The organism is Pseudarthrobacter chlorophenolicus (genome assembly GCF_000962805.1).
Lineage (GTDB): Bacteria > Actinomycetota > Actinomycetes > Actinomycetales > Micrococcaceae > Arthrobacter > Arthrobacter chlorophenolicus_A.
The window spans coordinates 1-17,524 of the sequence record NZ_JZTW01000007.1; the positions used below are offsets into that span (position 1 = coordinate 1).

The 17,524-nt window shown below is 66.9% G+C and carries 14 protein-coding genes; 6 read left to right on the top strand and 8 right to left on the bottom strand.

The genetic code is table 11. The annotated features are described in order from the left end of the window. Positions 1–53: 53 nt before the first annotated feature. The 3 genes from UC32_RS08790 to UC32_RS08800 form a co-directional block, all read right to left on the bottom strand. On the bottom strand, positions 54–1,481 hold the full coding sequence (locus UC32_RS08790) for a class II fumarate hydratase (RefSeq protein ID WP_015936466.1): 1,428 nt from the start codon (positions 1,479–1,481) through the stop codon (positions 54–56). A 119-nt stretch (positions 1,482–1,600) separates the two neighbouring features. Next, positions 1,601–2,215 (bottom strand): carbonic anhydrase, encoded by a 615-nt coding sequence (locus tag UC32_RS08795; RefSeq protein ID WP_045730861.1) that lies wholly within the window; start codon positions 2,213–2,215, stop codon positions 1,601–1,603. 10 nt (positions 2,216–2,225) lie between these two features. Continuing rightward, positions 2,226–2,906 carry a DUF4245 domain-containing protein gene (locus UC32_RS08800; protein ID WP_235423629.1) on the bottom strand — a complete coding sequence of 227 codons (681 nt, stop codon included), beginning with the start codon at positions 2,904–2,906 and terminating at the stop codon, positions 2,226–2,228. A gap of 226 nt (positions 2,907–3,132) precedes the next feature. Here UC32_RS08800 and glpX point away from each other — a divergent pair, with 226 nt between their 5' ends. Further along, a complete protein-coding gene (glpX, locus tag UC32_RS08805; protein ID WP_171908945.1) occupies positions 3,133–4,155 on the top strand; it encodes a class II fructose-bisphosphatase in 1,023 nt (340 codons plus the stop codon). Between the two features lie 79 nt (positions 4,156–4,234). Further along, complete coding sequence (locus UC32_RS08810; RefSeq protein ID WP_045730862.1) at positions 4,235–5,278, top strand: lipid II:glycine glycyltransferase FemX; 1,044 nt, start codon at positions 4,235–4,237, stop codon at positions 5,276–5,278. Here the strand turns inward: UC32_RS08810 and manA are convergent. The 4 genes from manA to UC32_RS08830 are packed head-to-tail and all read right to left on the bottom strand — an operon-like array spanning position 5,275 to position 10,040. Then, positions 5,275–6,552 (bottom strand): mannose-6-phosphate isomerase, class I, encoded by a 1,278-nt coding sequence (manA, locus tag UC32_RS08815; protein ID WP_045730863.1) that lies wholly within the window; start codon positions 6,550–6,552, stop codon positions 5,275–5,277. The genes UC32_RS08810 and manA overlap by 4 nt on opposite strands. 50 nt (positions 6,553–6,602) lie before the next feature. Continuing rightward, positions 6,603–8,252: an LCP family protein gene (locus UC32_RS08820; protein WP_045730864.1), complete on the bottom strand. Its 1,650-nt coding sequence runs from the start codon at positions 8,250–8,252 to the stop codon at positions 6,603–6,605. 10 nt (positions 8,253–8,262) lie between these two features. Then, positions 8,263–8,847, bottom strand: a complete 585-nt coding sequence (gene purE, locus UC32_RS08825) for a 5-(carboxyamino)imidazole ribonucleotide mutase (protein WP_045730865.1) — start codon at positions 8,845–8,847, stop codon at positions 8,263–8,265. After that, positions 8,844–10,040 carry a 5-(carboxyamino)imidazole ribonucleotide synthase gene (locus UC32_RS08830; RefSeq protein ID WP_082072017.1) on the bottom strand — a complete coding sequence of 399 codons (1,197 nt, stop codon included), beginning with the start codon at positions 10,038–10,040 and terminating at the stop codon, positions 8,844–8,846. Before UC32_RS08830 ends, purE begins: the two co-directional genes overlap by 4 nt. Before the next feature lie 175 nt (positions 10,041–10,215). Between UC32_RS08830 and UC32_RS08835 the strand changes: the two genes are divergently transcribed. Beyond that, the gene (locus tag UC32_RS08835) at positions 10,216–10,773 is read left to right on the top strand and encodes a GtrA family protein (protein ID WP_045730867.1); all 558 of its coding nucleotides are present in this window, start codon (positions 10,216–10,218) and stop codon (positions 10,771–10,773) included. 51 nt (positions 10,774–10,824) lie between these two features. On the opposite strand, the gene UC32_RS08840 is transcribed toward UC32_RS08835, so the two are convergent. Continuing rightward, entirely contained in the window at positions 10,825–11,553 is a 729-nt protein-coding gene (locus tag UC32_RS08840; protein WP_045731011.1) for a TIGR03089 family protein, read from the bottom strand. A gap of 394 nt (positions 11,554–11,947) precedes the next feature. Here UC32_RS08840 and UC32_RS20300 point away from each other — a divergent pair, with 394 nt between their 5' ends. The 3 genes from UC32_RS20300 to UC32_RS08855 are packed head-to-tail and all read left to right on the top strand — an operon-like array spanning position 11,948 to position 17,518. Then, positions 11,948–12,481 (top strand): WhiB family transcriptional regulator, encoded by a 534-nt coding sequence (locus tag UC32_RS20300; RefSeq protein ID WP_082072018.1) that lies wholly within the window; start codon positions 11,948–11,950, stop codon positions 12,479–12,481. A 29-nt stretch (positions 12,482–12,510) separates the two neighbouring features. Continuing rightward, entirely contained in the window at positions 12,511–15,849 is a 3,339-nt protein-coding gene (locus tag UC32_RS08850) for a glycosyltransferase (protein WP_045730868.1), read from the top strand. Then, on the top strand, positions 15,842–17,518 hold the full coding sequence (locus UC32_RS08855) for a DUF5719 family protein (protein ID WP_045730869.1): 1,677 nt from the start codon (positions 15,842–15,844) through the stop codon (positions 17,516–17,518). Before UC32_RS08850 ends, UC32_RS08855 begins: the two co-directional genes overlap by 8 nt. Positions 17,519–17,524 lie beyond the last annotated feature (6 nt).

Consider the following 17,524-nt stretch of genomic DNA (forward strand, 5'->3'; position numbering starts at 1 on the left):
GGCCGCCCACCTTCCCTGGGAAGGTGGGCGGCCGCCGTCGGGCGCTAAGTTCGTTAGGCCTTGTGCGCCGGAGCCGTCATGGTGGTGACGTCCAGTGCTTTGTCGAGATCGGCCTCGGAGACCTTGCCTTCGCCTTCGCCGACGAAGCCGAGCTTCTCGGTGGCCTGGCGGATGGTCAGGCCTTCCTTGACGGCGATCTTGGCGATCTTGGCGGCGTTCTCGTAGCCGATGTACTTGTTCAGCGGCGTAACGATCGAGGGGGAGGCCTCGGCCAGGAAGCGGGCGCGCTCCACGTTGGCGGTGATGCCGTCGATCATCTTGTCCGCCATGACGCGGCTGGTGTTGGCCAGCAGGCGGATGGACTCGAGCAGGTTCGCGGCCATCACCGGGATGCCGACGTTGAGCTCGAAAGCGCCGTTGGTGCCGGACCAGGCAATGGCGGTGTCGTTGCCGATGACCTGGGCGGCCACCATGATGGACGCCTCGCAGATGACCGGGTTGACCTTGCCGGGCATGATGGACGAACCGGGCTGCAGGTCCGGGATGGCGATTTCGCCGAGGCCGGTGTTGGGCCCGGAGCCCATCCAGCGGAGGTCGTTGTTGATCTTCATAAAGGAGATTGCGATGTTGCGCAGCTGGCTGGATGCCTCGATCAGGCCGTCGCGGTTGGCCTGTGCCTCGAAGTGGTCGCGGGCTTCGGTCAGCGGCAGGCCGGTGTCCGTGGCGAGCAGCTCGATGACCCGCTCCGGGAAACCGGCGGGGGTGTTGATGCCGGTGCCCACGGCGGTACCGCCCAGCGGAACCTCAGCGACGCGGGGGAGCGCGGCGTTGATGCGTTCGATGCCGTAGCGGACCTGTGCGGCGTAGCCGCCGAACTCCTGGCCCAGGGTCACCGGGGTGGCATCCATCAGGTGCGTGCGGCCGGACTTGACGACGTCCTTGAACTCAACGGCCTTGCGCTCCAGCGATTCGGCCAGGTAGCCCAGCGCGGGGATCAGGTCGTTGATCAGCGCCGAAGTGGCGGCCACGTGCACGGACGTGGGAAAGACGTCGTTGGAGGACTGTGAAGCGTTGACGTGGTCGTTGGGGTGGACCACCTTGTCACTGCCTGCGGCCTTCAGTGCGCGCGTGGCCAGCTCTGCCAGGACCTCGTTGGTGTTCATGTTCGAGGAAGTGCCGGAACCGGTCTGGAAAACGTCGATGGGGAAGTCGCCGTCGTACTTGCCGGCAGCAACCTCGTCGGCAGCGTCGGCAATCGCCTTGGCCAGCTCGCCGTCGAGCACACCCAGTTCTGCGTTGGCCTGGGCGGCTGCCTTCTTGACCTGTGCCAGCGCCTCGATGTGGGTGCGTTCCAGGGTCTTGCCGGAAATCGGGAAATTCTCTACTGCCCGCTGCGTCTGTGCGCGGTACAGTGCGTTCACGGGGACGCGGACCTCGCCCATCGTGTCATGTTCAATGCGGAACTCTTCAGTGGAAGTCATGGGGCTAGCTTATGGCTCCCCGGCGCCCCAGATAAAACCGTGAAGCGGGCCCCGGGCCGGCCTGCAGGGCCTCCCGGGACCCGCTCCACTGGGTCTGTCGCCGTTTGTTGAAGCCCTGGCTAGAGCTCGCCGATTCCGGAAACAAGGTCGGCGCGGCCTTCGGCCAGCCGATATGAAAGTCCGATGACCGCAGTGCGGCCTTCCTCGATTGCGTCGGAAATCACACGCGAACTGTCCGCCAGGCGCTGGGATGTCTGCTTGACGTGCTCCACCACCATGTCGTTGACCTCAGGCTGGTCGTTGCGCAGCGAGGTCAGGACAGACGGCGTGATGCGCTCCACGAGGTCGCGGATGAAGCCGGACGGCATCTCGCCGGTCTCGACGGCCGACTTGGTGGCCGTGACGGCTCCGCAGCTGTCGTGGCCGAGGATCACGATCAGCGGCACCCCCAGCACGCCGACGCTGTATTCGAGCGAGCCCAGCACGGCGTCGTCAATGACCTGGCCGGCGGTGCGCACTACGAAGACGTCACCCAGGCCGACGTCGAAGATGATCTCCGCGGCGAGCCGGGAGTCCGAGCAGCCGAAGATCACCGCGAACGGATGCTGGGTCTCCACCAGGGACGACCGGTGGTCGGCGTTTTGGTTCGGATGCGAGGACTCGCCGTTGACGAATCGTTCGTTGCCTTCGCGCAGGCGGCGCCAGGCCAGTGCAGGAGTCAGATTAGTAGCCACGCTTACTACATTAAGGTGCGGCGGGCGCCGACGGTGAAACTGTGACGGCCGGGTTGCTGTCCATGGATTTCACGACGGCGGCCGCCAGGGTGCCGAATTCGTCCAGCTGCGCCGCGCCGGAGAGGACCACGGTGGTGCCGCGGTAGTCCAGCACCATTGACTTCTCGCCCTTGCCGGTATCCCGGAGCTCCCATTCCTGGCCGCCTGCGTTGCGGGACCCGGTGACAGGGGCGTTCTTGGTCTGCTGCAGGAGCCAGGTGGGGTTGGCCTTGCTGGTCTGTACCAGGGCGATGAAGGACTCCTTGGGGGTGATGTAGCCAACCTCCCAGGTGGGGACCCCGTTGCCCGTGCCGGCTTCCCATCGTGCGTAGTTGGCGCGGAACGAGTTGCCCGTATCGGGTGCCACGGGTGTGAATCCCGCCACATCCGCAGCCCGCTGGGAGATGCCGGCAACGTCGACGTCCGGCCGGTATCCGTCGCTCTTGGGCAGCGGGTTCATGAGGATGACGGGAAGGAACGCGGCGATGCTCACCACCAGGGCGATGACCATGCCGATCACCGAAGCGTTCGCCCGCTTGGCCGCTGCTGCCGGAATGACAGGCTTTACGGGGGTGCCTGCGTCCCCGGCACCTGCCCCGCTGCTGCCTCCGGTTCCTGCCGGGTCAGGGGTGGGGCTGGTCTTCTCCTGCATCTCATTCACCCCTCCATAGTCGCCCATGCCGGCACGGGACTTCCATTCGGCGGCTCCCGGAAGGCGGCCCCAGCCCCGCAGGCACATTGCGGCAGTGCGTCATCCGCCGTCCGGCACCGCGTCCCGCGACTATGATCGAAAGCAGAGGAATCACCGTCCAGCTGCTCCGGCGGGACGGGTTCAATGATCGCCACTCGAAGAAGAGGTTAACGTGTCACCAGCGTCCATGACCCAGAAGTACTCCACGATCTCACCGTCCCTTGCTGTGGGCAACGATGAGCCGGACCGCAACCTTGCCCTCGAGCTCGTCCGCGTCACCGAGGCAGCAGCCATCGCCGGCGGACACTGGGTGGGCTTCGGCGACAAGAACACCGCCGACGGTGCCGCCGTCGACGCCATGCGCTCCTTCCTGCAGACCGTCCACTTCAACGGCGTAGTGGTCATCGGCGAAGGCGAAAAAGACGAAGCCCCCATGCTGTTCAACGGCGAACGCGTCGGCGACGGTACCGGCCCCGAGTGCGACGTTGCCGTTGATCCGATTGACGGGACCCGGCTGACCGCCCTGGGCATCAACAACGCCCTGGCCGTCCTCGCCGTGGCGGAACGCGGCTCCATGTTCGACCCCTCCGCCGTCTTCTACATGGAAAAGCTCGTCACCGGGCCGGAAGCTGCTGACATGGTGGACCTGCGCCTGCCCGTCAAACAGAACCTGCACCTGATCGCCAAGGCCAAGGGCGTCAAGGTCAACCAGCTCAACGTGATGATCCTGGACCGCGACCGCCACCGCCCGCTGGTCGAGGAGATCCGCGAAGCCGGCGCCCGCACCAAGTTCATCATGGACGGCGACGTCGCCGGCGCCATCGCGGCTGCCCGTTCGGGCACCGGTGTTGACGCCCTGATGGGCATCGGCGGCACCCCTGAAGGCATCGTCGCTGCCTGCGCCATCAAGTCCCTGGGCGGCGTGATCCAGGGCCGCCTGTGGCCCACCAGCGACGAAGAGAAGCAGAAGGCGATCGACGCGGGCCATGACCTTGAGCGCGTCCTTTCCACCAACGACCTCGTCTCCAGCGACAACTGCTACTTCGCTGCCACCGGCATCACCGACGGCGACCTGCTGCGCGGCGTGCGGTACTCCAAGGACAAGGTCCTCACCCAGTCCATCGTGATGCGGTCCAAGTCCGGCACCATCCGCTTCGTGGACGGCGAGCACCAGGCCAGCAAGTGGGAAGGCTACGCCCGCAAGAGCTGACCGCAGTTCCCCGGAGGCCCCGGAGTGCCCAATGGTGCTCCGGGGCTTCGGCGTTAAAGGCTGGTATAGGGTTTAAGCCATGATTCCTGCTGTTGTGCCCTGTACTGACCGCGCCCTCTGGGACGAATCCGTCGACACGTTCAACGGGCATCCGCAGCAGCTGTGGGGCTGGGGAGAGACCAAGGCCATGCATGGCTGGTCGGTGGACCGGGTGCTGCTGAAGGACGGCGAGACCACCGTCGGAGCCGCCCAGCTGCTGGTCCGCCCGCTGCCGCTGCCTTTCCGCGCACTGGTCTACATCCCCAGGGGCCCGATGTGCTCGGTGGAGGACACCCAGGCCGTGCTCAACAGCCTCGCTGACCACGCCGCCATCAGGCACCGCGGTGTTGCCCTGAGCATCGAACCCGACTGGGACAAGGATTCGGCATACGCCGGGGCCGTGGCCGGGGCGGGCTTCCGGGAAACCACCAACACGGTCCTCATTCCGCGGACCCTGATCCTGGACCTCACCCGTACCGATGACGAGCTCACGGCCGAGATGTCGAAGTCGACCCGGGCCAACATCCGCAAAGCGATGCGCAGCGAGGTCGAATTCCGCAAGGTCAAGAACGAGTCCGAACTTGAACAGGTGCTGGCGATCTACCACGAGACGGCCGAGCGTGCCGGGTTTGGCATCCACGAGGACCAGTACTACCGCGACATCTTCCGGAACCTCGGCGACGGCTCGCCCATCATTGGAGCGTTCGACGGCGAGCAGCTGCTGGCGTTCGTGTGGCTGGCCCGCAGCGGCGCCACGGCGTTTGAACTCTACGGCGGTGTGTCCGCCGAAGGGCAGAAGCAGCGCGTGAACTACGGCGTCAAATGGGCCGCACTGCAGGCCATGCGCGAAGACGGGTGCTCCCGGTACGACTTCAATGGCCTGCTCAACGACGGCATCTCGGACTTCAAGAAGCAGTTCGCGAAGCACGAAAACATGCTGCTGGGAACGTGGGAAAAGCCACTCTCACCGTTCTACCCGGCCTATTCGAAAGCGATGCCGCTGGCCCGCCGCGGGCTCCAGACCGCCCGGCGGCTGGCCAAAGCCGCCGCTGGACGGGCCCGAACGCTCCTGCGCCGGGGCTAGAGACCGGTCGTAACAGCGAACGCCAGGGCTGACTCGGTGCTGTCCGAGGCCAGGTGCACATTCACCGGGGCCTCGGCGGCGGCGAGGAAGGCGCTGGAACCGCGGTTCAGGCGCAGGTCCCCCTTCGGCGAGTCCAGGTAGATTCCGCCGGCCACCACGATCACCACTGCTGCGCCCGATTGTGCCAGCGGCACCGGACCGTCGCCGGGTGAGAGTTCAATCCGCTGGAGCTGGAACTCAGCGAAGGGCGGCCGGAAGAGTTCCTGGTCCAGCTCCGACCTTTCGGCGGCCAGCATGGGGACGGTCACCGGGCTGAAGTCGATGGTGCGCAGCAGTTCGGGAACATCAATGTTCTTCGGCGTGAGGCCACCGCGCAGCACGTTGTCCGAGGACGCCATCACCTCCACCCCAAGGCCGTGCAGGTAGGCATGCACGTTGCCCGCGGGGAGGTAGACGGCTTCGCCGGGCTGAAGCGAGAGGCGGTTCAGCAGCAGCGAAATCAGCACCCCGGGGTCGCCCGGGTATTTCTCGTTCAGGCTGATAACGGTGCCAAGTTCCGCGTCATAAGGCCCCACGCTGCCACCGATCAGTGCGGCTACCACCTGGGACGTGGCCGTGGCGACGTCCTCCCCGCCGGTGATGAGCCGCTCAAAGGCCCTACGCAGGCCGGCGCCTTCATCTCCACCGTGGGATCCGCCGTCGAGATCCGAAAGCAGGGCCGCCACCAGGGCAGCGCCCTCGCGCGCGGATTCCCCGGGGCCGTCCGTGTCACGGCCGACGGCGTCCGCAACATACTGCAGGATCCCGCGGGTGGCTGCTACGGACCGGAAGCCGCAGAGGGCCTCGAACGGAGTCAGCGCCAGGATCATTTCCGGCTTGTGGTTGTCGTCCCGGTAGTTCCGGTGCGGTGCATCCGGGGCCACGCCCTCAGCATTTTCACGGGCGAACCCGTCCTGTGCCTGCTGCAGGCTGGGGTGGACCTGAAGGGACAGCGGCTGGGCAGCGGCAAGGATCTTCGCCAGGAACGGCAGGCGGGGCCCGAAACGTGCCACAGACTCCGCGCCCAGGAAGTGCTCCGGGTCCGTGCTGATCAGCGCATCGAGTGGCGTGGTGCTCCGGTCCTCCGGGACATGGGCGGTGGACGGCGAGTCTGGATGGGCGCCGATCCAGAGTTCAGCTTCCGGGGCGCCGGACTCGGGCCGGCCCAGGAGGGCTGCGATGGCTGTGGTGGATCCCCACGCGTAGTCCCGGAGGACGTTGTCAATCTCGTACAAAACCGTTCCGTTTCTTGGTTAGGCCTGTCAGGGCGTTTCCGCCATGCGCGCTAGAGCGGCGCGCACTGGCCGTTCGTTGCCACGAGCTGCCGGATGGCTTCCTCGTTGCCTTCGCTCTTGAGCTGGTTCAGCATCTCCGCAGTGATCGGTTCGCCCTCGGGCGTGGTGGTCACCGGGGTGAAGTCCGACGGCGCCGGGGTGGCCTGCTGCGCCGTGCTTCCGCCGGCCTGCAGCACGCCGGGGGAGCGGCTGCCTGATGCCTGTACGTGCCCGCCGCCCGCGGCCGGTACTGCCATGACGTCGTCGGCCGTTCCTGCCGACTGCGCTCCGGATGCGGAGGCCAGCAACTGGTCCACGCGATCATGGATCTGGTCGAAGTCCGGCACGGTGGAGAACGATGCATCGAAGTCCGGCGGGCCCAGGGTGAGGCGCTTGGCCTCCTTGCCTTTGGCCTTCATGGCGAGGTCCACGAAGCTGCCCAGCTGGGAGGACGAGATGTTGGATTCCACCACCTTGGTGCCGGCCTTGGCAATATCCTCGAATTTTGCGAGGAGGGTGGCCGGATCGAGCTGCTTGAGCATGGCCTGCTGCACGCACTGCTGGCGCTGGATCCGGGCGTAGTCGTCCACGTATTCGCGGGACCGGCCGTACCACAGCGCCTGGTCGCCGTTCAGGGTCTGTTCGCCGGCCGGGATCCAGCCCAGCGGCATGCCGTGCGTCTTGGTGGCTTCGTCGAAGTACCCGCTCATGGGGACCCAGCCGCCGGCCTTGATCCTGATCCCGCCCATGGCGTCAATGAGCGTGGAGAAGCCTTGCATGTCCACCAGCACGTAGGCCTGGATGGGCATCCCCAGTGTGCCGGACACGGCCTCCATGGTGGCCTGGGCGCCGGGGTCGGCCACGCCGGGGTAAAGGTCGGCGTGTTCGTTGGTGACCTCGGTGTTGATGGCGTTGATCAGGCACTCGTCGCCGCAGTTGTACCCGTCCGGGTAGACCGAACGCATGGGCGAACCCTCGCTGAACTGGGCGTTCTGGAAGTTGCGGGGAATGGAGATGATGGCGGTTTGACCGGTCTTGGCATCGACGCTGAGTACCGACAGGCTGTCCGGCCGGCGGCCCGTGCGGTCGTCGCCGGCGTCGCCGCCCATCATGAGGAAGTTGTAGCGCCCGTCCACGGGATCGATGGCCGGGCCGGAGGAGAAGATGCTGCCAATGGCGTTGCGCCCCACATTGAGCAGATAGGCCGCGTAGCCGAGGGATCCGCTGCTGATGACCAGTGCCAGGACAAGGGCGATCCCGACGCCCGGCCGTGCGCCGGGAACCAGCAGCACCGGCCGGATGAGGCGCACAGTATTGATGAACAGGACAGCCCAGCCGACGGCGAGGGCCACCAGGACGAGGATGATCACCAGCGAGGCGAACGGGTTGGTGATGACGTTGATGAGCAGGGGCCGGTTGAACAGCAGCAGCAGGAGCGCAAGGACGATGGCCGCCCAGGCACAGAGCGTCACACGCAGCGCCGTCCGTCCCAGCTTGCGGTCGCCCGCCACCAGCTGTGCGCTGCCCGGAACGAACAGTGTCAGCAGGATCAGGACGAACGCGCGTTTGGTCCGCACCGGCGGCGAAGCGCTCACCGGATACCGGACGGGGTCTGTCAGGGACGTGTCAGACCCGGACTGGGGGACCTTGCTGCTGGACATTCCGGCCGTCCTAACGGTTGCCCCGCAGTGTTCCGCTGCCCTCGGCGAAGACCTCGCTGACCTTCTGCCGGAGGTTGGCACCCTTGCGGGACGCCACGGCGTTGAGGTCCGCGGCGAATTCGAGCAGGTCCGACCGAAGTGACGCGGCCAGTTCGTCAGTGCCCGAAGCCAGCATACGCACGGCCAGCAGCCCTGCGTTGCGGGCTCCGGCGATGGATACGGTAGCCACCGGCACACCCGCGGGCATCTGGACGATGGACAGGAGGGAGTCCATGCCGTCCAGCGTCTTCAGCGGAACAGGCACCCCGATGACCGGGAGGGGAGTGACGCTGGCCAGCATGCCGGGCAGGTGCGCCGCGCCGCCGGCACCGGCGATGACCACGCGAAGCCCGCGCTCGTGGGCGGTCTGGCCGTACCGGATCATTTCCGTGGGCATCCGGTGCGCCGACACCACATCGGCCTCGAACGGGATGCCGAACTCTGCCAGCGCTTCCGCTGCCGCCTCCATGACGGGCCAATCCGAATCGGAGCCCATGACCAGGCCCACCAGGGGGCTTGCCGCGGGTCCGTTGGCTGGGGTGGTGGGGGCGCTCATGCGTTCTCCTCGAAAGTCATGGGCGGCTCTTCTGTAGGTGCCCGCCCGTCACGGATGATGCCGGCCACAATCCCGGCCCGGCGCCGCACTGACTCTACTTCCGCGGTGGAGGCGCCCACCAGATTGACGTGGCCGATCTTGCGGCCTGGCCGAACGGACTTGCCGTAGCAGTGCACCTTGGCAGCCGGTTCGCTGGCCAGGGCCTGCGGGAATGCCGCATACAGATCTTGGTTGTCGCCGCCCAGGAAGTTCTTCATGACTGTTACCGGAGCCAGCGCGTCAGTAGCGCCCAGTGGAAGGTTCAGGACTGCACGCAGGTGCTGCTCAAACTGGCTGGTTACTGCCCCGTCCTGGGTCCAGTGCCCGGTGTTGTGGGGGCGCATCGCCAATTCATTGATCAGGAAGCCCGCCCCGGTCCCGGGTGTCTCAAACAGTTCCACTGCCAGGACGCCGGTAACACCGAGTTCTGCGGCGATCCGCAACGCGGCGTCCTCGGCTGCTGCCGCAACCTCCACCGGGATGTCCTGGGCGGGGGCGATGACTTCGTCGCACACGCCGTCCACCTGGATGGTGTGGACAACAGGCCAGGCGCGGGCCTCACCGTCCGGCGTCCGTGCCACCAGCGCTGAAAGCTCACGGGTAAACTCAACCTTGGCCTCCGCCAGGAGCGGGCTCATGGCAGCGAACCAGTCGGCTGTCTCGGCGGCCTCGTCCGGCGAACCGACGATCCTGACGCCCTTGCCGTCGTAGCCCCCACGCGGAGTCTTCAGGACCACAGGCCAGCCGGTGTCGTCGCCGAAGCGCACCAGCGCATCAACGTCGTCAACGGAGGCCCACGCCGGGTTGGGCAGCTCCAGCCGGTCAATGGCTGCCCGCATCACCAGTTTGTCCTGGGCATGGATGAGGGCGTCGGGGCCAGGCTGGATGTTGACCCCGGCCTCCTGGAGTGCCCGAAGGTGGGCAGCCGGGACGTGCTCGTGGTCAAAAGTCATGACGTCGAGGTCTTTGGCAAAGTCCAGGAGCGTCTGCAGGTCCTTGTAGTCTCCCACCGGGGAAGTGGAGACCGCGGAGACGGCCGACACGTCCTCACCTTCCGCCAGGACTCGGAGTTCGAAGCCGAGGGCAGTCGCGGCTGGGGCCATCATTCGGGCAAGCTGGCCGCCGCCAACAACACCTATTACTGGAAAAGTCACATCTGCCAGCCTACCGAAAACCGCCGGATATCCCGGCTTCCGGCCGTGGCGGAAAACGAGAATCGAGGTAACGCGGCACCTCAAGCGCCGATTATTGGGAGGCTGCTCCAAGGTTCAAGGCGCTAAAATAGATCTCTGGCCAAGAGGCCCACACGTTATAAGGCCTTGGAGGGTCATGATTTCCGCACTTGCAGACCGCATCCGGGGCCTGGCTTCGCTGTTTTGGCGCGAGGTTGCCAAATTTGGGGCGGTGGGCGGTGTAGCCTTCGTCATCGACAACGGCCTGACGTATTACCTCATGCACGGTCCCATGACGGACAGCGAAGCCAAGGCCCGGTTCGTTGGAGCCACGGTGGCCACTATCTTCTCGTGGATCGCCAACCGGTTCTGGACCTTCCGCCACCGCCGCCAGGACAATGTCGTGCGCGAGTTCGTCATGTTCGTCATCATCAACGGCATCGGCATAGGCATCTCAACCGGGTTTACGGCCCTGGCCAAGTACGGTCTCGGCGTCACGGACAAGAACCTGTTGTTCCTGGCCGGTGTGGTCGGCATTCTGGTGGCCACGGTGGTGCGCTTCTTCGCCTACCGATTCCTCGTATTCAATAAGGAACTGGACGAAGAGCCGGCGTTCTCGCATGACCACGAGCTCATCGAAGTGCACCACCACGGTGCGCCGGTGGCCGCAGACAATGAGCGCCAGCCGTCCGCAGACGGTCCCGCCAAGTCATAGGGGCAGGTTTCCGCTCCTGACAGTGGTACCCCCGGCAGGCGACTCCCGGTGCTAGCTGCCGTGGATGCGTTCGGCGGCCAGCAGCTTGTCGGTCAGCTGGACGTCCGGGTGCGTGATCACCACGGATCCGTCCTGCTTCCACGCTCCAAGGGCATTGGAGAGGGCAGCCTCCAGTCCGTCCGCGGCCGGAATGTGCAGGCGGACGCCTTCGTCGTGGCTGGCGGCAAATCCCTCCAGCAGGTCTTGCTGGCGGTGCTCACGGCCATCCGATCCTGAGATGGCCCGCGCCAGGGGATCGGGATCGGCGTGCGCCAGGAAAACATCTCCGTGCAGCCGCACCTCGGCGGCGTAGTCGAGGCAGCCGCCGGTGAGCTCGCCGGGCCACCTCATGGCCAGGGCAGGAAGCGCGACGGCGATAACGGCGTCGTAGGTTTGTCCTGCCGGTTCCTGCCCGGCCGTGTTGCCGTTCAGCCGGTCGGGGTCGGCCGTGACGAGGAAATCGGCACCCGGACCGTCCAGGACGGTTTCGAGGCCCAGCTGCCATGCAGCGAGGGCCCACACCATGGTTTTCCAGTGCGGGGGAAGGGCCAGGCTGATTTTCATGCCGGGCTCGGCGTCGAGCTCGTCCTGCAGCAGGTTGCTGGTCTTCGCCACCCAGTTGTCCAGCACCCTGCCGGAAAGTTCCACGCGCTCGCCCTCCGGCCCGTACCACGTCAGCCGCGGTGCGGTGGAGTTGCCGGTGCGGAGGTTGTTCATCAGCTGGATTGCCGGAGTAGTCATGCGTCCATCCTGCCACTGGCCGCGGTGCCGGTCATCCGGTCCGGACGTCCCGGCATCAGGGGCCGCCATGCCCGCATGAGATTCTTATCACATCCGATAGTAAGCGGGCTTGCTATTTGCGCTGAAGAGCGATATTTTGCCGCGGCTACAGCGATTCCGGCCCGTATTCCACCTTGCAAGCCGGTGAGGGTGGGGGAGGCGGCTCCAGGGGCAAAAATTCCCGGGCGTGGCGTGCGCGTGGTTCGCAGGGTTCACTGATTATTATCCCGGCTGCGGCTTGACTCGCCTTAGTTACACACGTGTAATTAGATATCTAAAGGCAACTGCGTAAATACCGGCACACAACCGAGTGTCCACGTATCCAGGCAGGGGCTGCAACATCAGGAGGGTCGCCGTGGGGCAAGCAGAGCGTATCCAGGAAGATGCCGTCGTGGCCGGACAGGCTACGGCAAGGTACCGTGCCCGGGGGGTGCCCAGCGATTGGTACGTGGATCCCGCCGATCCCGCTGCCGCGGAGCGCTACAACAGCAACACCGGGACAGCCCTCGAGGACCAGGCCACCGCATTCCTGGCCGCCCACGAAGCCCTTCTCGACGGCGGGGCGGAACCGGAAGACGAACTGGACCCGCCCATGGAATTGGCTGCACCGGGAACGGTGCAGCCGGTGTGGATCGGCTTGCCGCTCCAGCAGGACTTCGATGACGAAGGGGAACTGGGCTGGCAGACAGATGCCCTGTGCGCCCAAACTGATCCTGAAGCTTTCTTCCCGGAAAAGGGCGGCTCCACCCGTGATGCCAAGAAGGTCTGCGGTGCGTGCAACGTCCGCTCGCAGTGCCTGGAGTACGCGTTGGCCAATGACGAACGGTTCGGCATCTGGGGAGGCCTTTCCGAGCGTGAGCGCCGACGACTGAGGAAGCGAGCGGTCTAATTCACCAGGATGTCCATGTCACTGCCGTTGTGGTTTCCCACAACGGCAGTGCCTATCTCCCCAGAACGCTTGCAGGATTGGCGGACCAGACCCGGCCGGTCGACTACGCGATAGGCGTCGATACTGGGTCCGGCGACGACTCCCGGTTCCTTCTCGAAAACACTTTGGGCCGAGCCCATGTCGTCTCCCATGATCATGGGAAGGGCGGCATGGGCGCCGCTGTGTCCGCAGCCCTTTTGGAACTGGCGCCGGGCGGGGCAAGCAGGCCCGACGGCAAGCCGGAGTGGATCTGGCTGCTCCACGACGACGCCGCCCCCGCGCCGGAGGCCCTCGCCGAACTGCTCGGTGCCGTTGAACGTGCCCCGTCCGTGACCGTTGCCGGCTGCAAGCAGCTGGACTGGCACGAGGAACGGAAACTTATCGACGTCGGACTGTCCACCAGCAGGTGGGCGGAACGGCTCACGCTCATCGACGCCGACGAGCTCGACCAGGGCCAGTATGACGGCCGTAGCGACACGTTTGCCGTCAACTCGGCGGGAATGCTTGTGCGGCGGGACGTGTGGGACCAGCTGGGCGGATTCGACCCCGGGCTCCCGGGTACTGGAGACGACGTCGATTTTTGCTGGCGCAACCGCCTGGCAGGAAACCGTGTTGTCGTAGTGCCGGCGGCCCGAATGTTCCATGTGGCGCACAGGCCGCACGGCCTGGGTAACCCGGCAGCAGCCAGGAAAGCCCAGGTACACCTACGGCTGAAGCACGCGCCGCTGGCGATGGTGCCGGTGCATGCCGTGGGAGCCCTGCTCGGAAGCCTCTTCAGGCTGGTCCTGAGCATCGTGGTCAAGGACCCGGCCCACGGAATCACCCAACTCGCCGCCACCTTTGCCGCCCTGGCCCGGCCACGGGCCCTTGCCCGTGCAAGGAAGTCGGCGCGGCAGAGCCGGCGCATCCGCCGGTCCGTCATCCGCAAGCTCCAGACGCCGCGGCGGGAAGTCTGGAGCCACCGGCGTTCCCTGATGGAAGCCATTGGAGCGGACGACAACCCCGCCGACGAACTTGAACAGGATCCCCTGGCGCACCAGCCCACCGGTGACTCCGCAGACGATTTCGCCGCGCTGGCAACCCGGAAGCGTGGCTGGGTGGGCAACGGTGCCCTGGCCGCCTTCATCATCGCTTCCCTTGCCTCGCTGCTGGGCCTGGCAGGCCTTCTCCGCGCGGAGGCTGTGGCCGGCGGCGGCCTCATCCCCATCTCCACTGGCCTGGGTGACATATGGCAGAACGCCTCTGGCTGGTGGATCAACCTCGGCGCGGGGCTTCCCGGCCACGGGGACCCCTTCGATTACGTGCTGTGGATCCTGGGGGTGCTGGGCGGCGGCAACGCAAACGCCGCCATGGCGTGGCTCATTATCCTTGGTACGCCACTGTCCGGCCTGACGGCGTGGTTCGCCGCTGGCGGCCTGACCACCCGGCGGCGGCTCCGCCTGGTTGCCGCACTGTTTTGGTCGGCTGCGCCGGCGCTGCAGGTTGCCCTGAACCAGGGGCGGGCCGGAGCCCTTGTGGCGCACTTGATGATTCCACTGGTTGTCCTGGCCCTGCTGCGGGCCACGGGTTCCGCTGTGGGCCACGGCCGCCACGCGGTACCGCAACCGGGGCTCCGTGCGGGCGAGAAACCGGCTGTCCGGCCGGGAATCAACGGAACACCGTCCTGGACTGCCGCGGCCGCGGCAGGGCTTGTCCTCGCTGTCACGGTTGCTTCCGCGCCTTCCCTCCTGGTCCCGGCAGCCCTGATCATCATCATCTGTGGGCTTCGAATGGGCCGACGCGGCCGGACCGTTTGGTGGGCCCTCCTGCCGAGCGCTGCGTTGTTTATTCCGTTCGGCATTTCGGTGCTCGACAGGCCGCGGGCCCTGCTTGCCGACCCCGGCATGCCCCTGCCCTTTGAGGCTGCACCGCTCTGGCAGCAGTTCCTGGCCCAGCCGCTGGCGTTCGACCCCGCCAAGGGGCTGGCAGGGCTGCCGCCCTTCGAAGACGGGGCGCTGCCGTGGGCCCTGGTGCTGGCGGTCCTCCTGGCAGCACCGGTACTGATCCTTGCTGTCTCGGCCCTTTTCGCCCCAGGACGCGGGTCCGAGCTGACACGGGCGCTGTGGGCAGCGGCCACCATAGCGCTGGCCTGCGGATGGCTCGCCACCCAGGTGGCCACCGGCGCCACTTCGGACAGCCTGGTTACCCCGTTCACCGGACCGGCTGTGTCCGCCGCCGCGTTTGCCCTCCTGGGTGCGGGGCTGCTGGGAGCCGAACGGTTCCTGAACGCAGCCGGCCGGGCAGCCGCCAAAGAACCGCGCCGGGCCACGGTGGCCAATGCAGCGGTGGCAGTGGGCATGGCAGTTCTTCTGGTGGGCCCGCTGGCCAGCATGGCTGCTTGGTCTGCCCAAAACCTGCTTCGGACCGGCACAGCGACCGCGGCGCCGGCCGCTGCCGAAGAATCCGGCACACCCGGGCTCGGTACAGCCAGGCTCGTAGAGGCTGCCAGTACCCGAACCCTGCCAGCCACCGCGATCGACCGCGGGACCGGCGCTGAGCAGACACGGACCCTGCTGATCGGCACCCGCGAGGACGGCACCTATGACGCTTCGCTGATGCGTGGGGCGGGGACCACACTGGACAGCCTGTCCTCTATTGCCACTGCCCGGAGCATCACGGGTCCTGCGGGAGCGGAAACGGTGCGCGGCGACGACGACGTCACAGCATCCGTCCGCCGGGTAGTTGCCACACTGGTTGCCGGGCAGGGAGTTGATCCGCGCGAGGACCTTGAGGAGCTCGGCGCCGGATTCGTGGTCCTGCGCTCCGCCGATACCGCGGCTCAACTGACCGCAAGCCGGATGGACGCCGTCCCGGGGCTTGTAGCCGTGGGGCAGACCGACGTCGGCTGGCTCTGGCGCATCACGTCCCGGAACCAGTCCGCCACGCAGGCCGCGGAAGTTGCCCACCGCGTCAGGATTGCGGACAGCAACGGCGCCACGCTGGCCATGCTGCCGTCAGACGTCAACGACGTCGATGCCTCCGTTGCCGCCGGCCCCGAAGGCCGACTGGTGGTACTCGCCGAACGCGCCGATGCCGGCTGGACCGCTTGGCTCGATGGCCGGAAGCTTACATCCACCACGTCCGGATGGGCGCAGGCGTTCACGCTGCCGGCGTCGGGCGGACAGCTGACAGTACGCTACGAAAATCCCTGGTCCTGGTGGGTTGGAGCAGCCCAGGTCACCATCATCGGCCTGACGGTCATGCTGGCCATCCCCATGCCGGTCAACAGGCCCAGGACCGGGCTGTCACGCGACGAAGGCGCCCTGCGTAAGGAAAAGCAGAATGCATGAGCACCCCACCCGTCCCGGCGCAGCCGATGCCGGATCCGGACCGGACCGGACCGGACTGCAGGGCCAGAAGGACTCCGGCGCGGCGGTCGTCCCCGCCGGCGCGAAGCGGCGAAGGGCGGCCCTGGCCGGGGCCGCCACAGCCGTCCTGGTCCTGGCCTGCGCCGGCGGCGTCGTTGCCGCAGGTTCGCTGCTGCCCAGCGCCGGCTCCAGCCGAAGCGTCCAGCCCGCTGCTGCCGCTGTTCCCGCCGGAACCAGCGTGGGCGTGTGCCCGGGCCCGGCCCGCCTCCTGGAAGGCACCGAGGCAGGGACCGACCCACAGTTCAGCCCCGAGTCGGACACCGCCGCCACCAGCGTGACCGGCGCGGTACTCGGGACTGCGGGAGTAGTACCCGGAAGCCGGCTGTCGCGGCTGGACGGGGCCACCGCCGTCGAGATCGCCAAGGCTCCGGGCGCACCGGCGTCAGAAGGTCCGCGCCAGGAACTGCTGGCCGGAACAGTATCCGGCCGTGGCGTGGACGCGGTCTCTGTCCTCAGCGCCGACGCCGTGGCCAACCAGAAGGCGTCCGCAGCGGGGGCCATGATCTTCAGGGCAACGGACGGTGACCTGCAGGGTTCGGCTGCGGCCAACTGCCTGCAGCCCTCCAACGACCAATGGCTTGCCGGGGCGAGTACCACCGTGGGCCGGACATCGGTGTTGGTCCTGAGCAATGCTTCCAGCAGCCCGGCCACCGTCAGCCTTGAGCTGTTCGGCGGCAAGGGGCAGATCCAGGCACCAGGAAGCCGCGGCCTGCTGGTGGCGCCGGAAACCACCCGTTCAGTGGTGCTGGCCGGGCTGGCGCCGGGCGAGGAGCAGCTGAGCGTCCGTGTCCGCAGCACCGGAGGCCCCATTGCGGCGGCTATCCAGCAGAGTGTCCTGCGCGGCCTGACACCCGGGGGAGTGGATTTCATCACGCCAGGCGCCGCACCCGCCGTCCGCCAGGTGATGACCGGCGTTGACATCCAAGACGCTGCCGGCATCGCAGCACTCACCTCGAAGCCAGGGTATGCAGACGCCGCGCCCGCACTGGAAATCACTGTCCCGGGGCCGTCCGACGCCGTGGTCGAGATCAAGCTCTACGGCCGGGACGGCCAGAAAGCACTCCCCTCCGGCGGTGTGATCACGGCCAAAGCCAACTCCATCACCGAAGTATCCCTGGCAGGGGTACCGGCGGGGAACTACACGGTAGCGGCGTCGTCGGACGTCTCCTTCGTGGCGGCCACGCGCATTACCCGCGGCCTGCAGGCGAACCAACCATCGGACATCGCCTGGGCGGCATCCGGAATCCGGCTGGGCAGCCAGCATGTGGTGGCAGTACCCAAGGGCGGCACCCGCCAACTGGTCTTTGGCGCCCTCGACGCCAGGGCCACCATCACCTACGCCGCGATCACCGCCGACGGCAAGGTAAAGGCGCCGGCCACCGCCGATATCGCCGGCGGAACAACAGCATCCATCACCGTCCCCAATGAGACTGACGGGGCCGAGGTTGTGGGCTACGTGGTGTCCGCTTCCGGCGACGCCGCATACGGCGCGGTCCTGCTGGGACAGGAGGGCCGCAGCGACGTTTCATCCCTGCCGTTCCAGGCTGCAGCCGCCGGACAGGAAACGGTCCCTGTAGCCTTGGGCTACTGACCGCCG

Coding starts and splice junctions, on each gene's coding strand:
- UC32_RS08790 (WP_015936466.1), bottom strand. CDS start 1,481: ATGACTTCCACTGAAGAGTTCCGCATTGAACATGACACGATGGGCGAG.
- UC32_RS08800 (WP_235423629.1), bottom strand. CDS start 2,906: ATGCAGGAGAAGACCAGCCCCACCCCTGACCCGGCAGGAACCGGAGGC.
- glpX (WP_171908945.1), top strand. CDS start 3,133: ATGACCCAGAAGTACTCCACGATCTCACCGTCCCTTGCTGTGGGCAAC.
- UC32_RS08810 (WP_045730862.1), top strand. CDS start 4,235: ATGATTCCTGCTGTTGTGCCCTGTACTGACCGCGCCCTCTGGGACGAA.
- UC32_RS08820 (WP_045730864.1), bottom strand. CDS start 8,252: ATGTCCAGCAGCAAGGTCCCCCAGTCCGGGTCTGACACGTCCCTGACA.
- purE (WP_045730865.1), bottom strand. CDS start 8,847: ATGAGCGCCCCCACCACCCCAGCCAACGGACCCGCGGCAAGCCCCCTG.
- UC32_RS08835 (WP_045730867.1), top strand. CDS start 10,216: ATGATTTCCGCACTTGCAGACCGCATCCGGGGCCTGGCTTCGCTGTTT.
- UC32_RS08840 (WP_045731011.1), bottom strand. CDS start 11,553: ATGACTACTCCGGCAATCCAGCTGATGAACAACCTCCGCACCGGCAAC.
- UC32_RS08855 (WP_045730869.1), top strand. CDS start 15,842: ATGCATGAGCACCCCACCCGTCCCGGCGCAGCCGATGCCGGATCCGGA.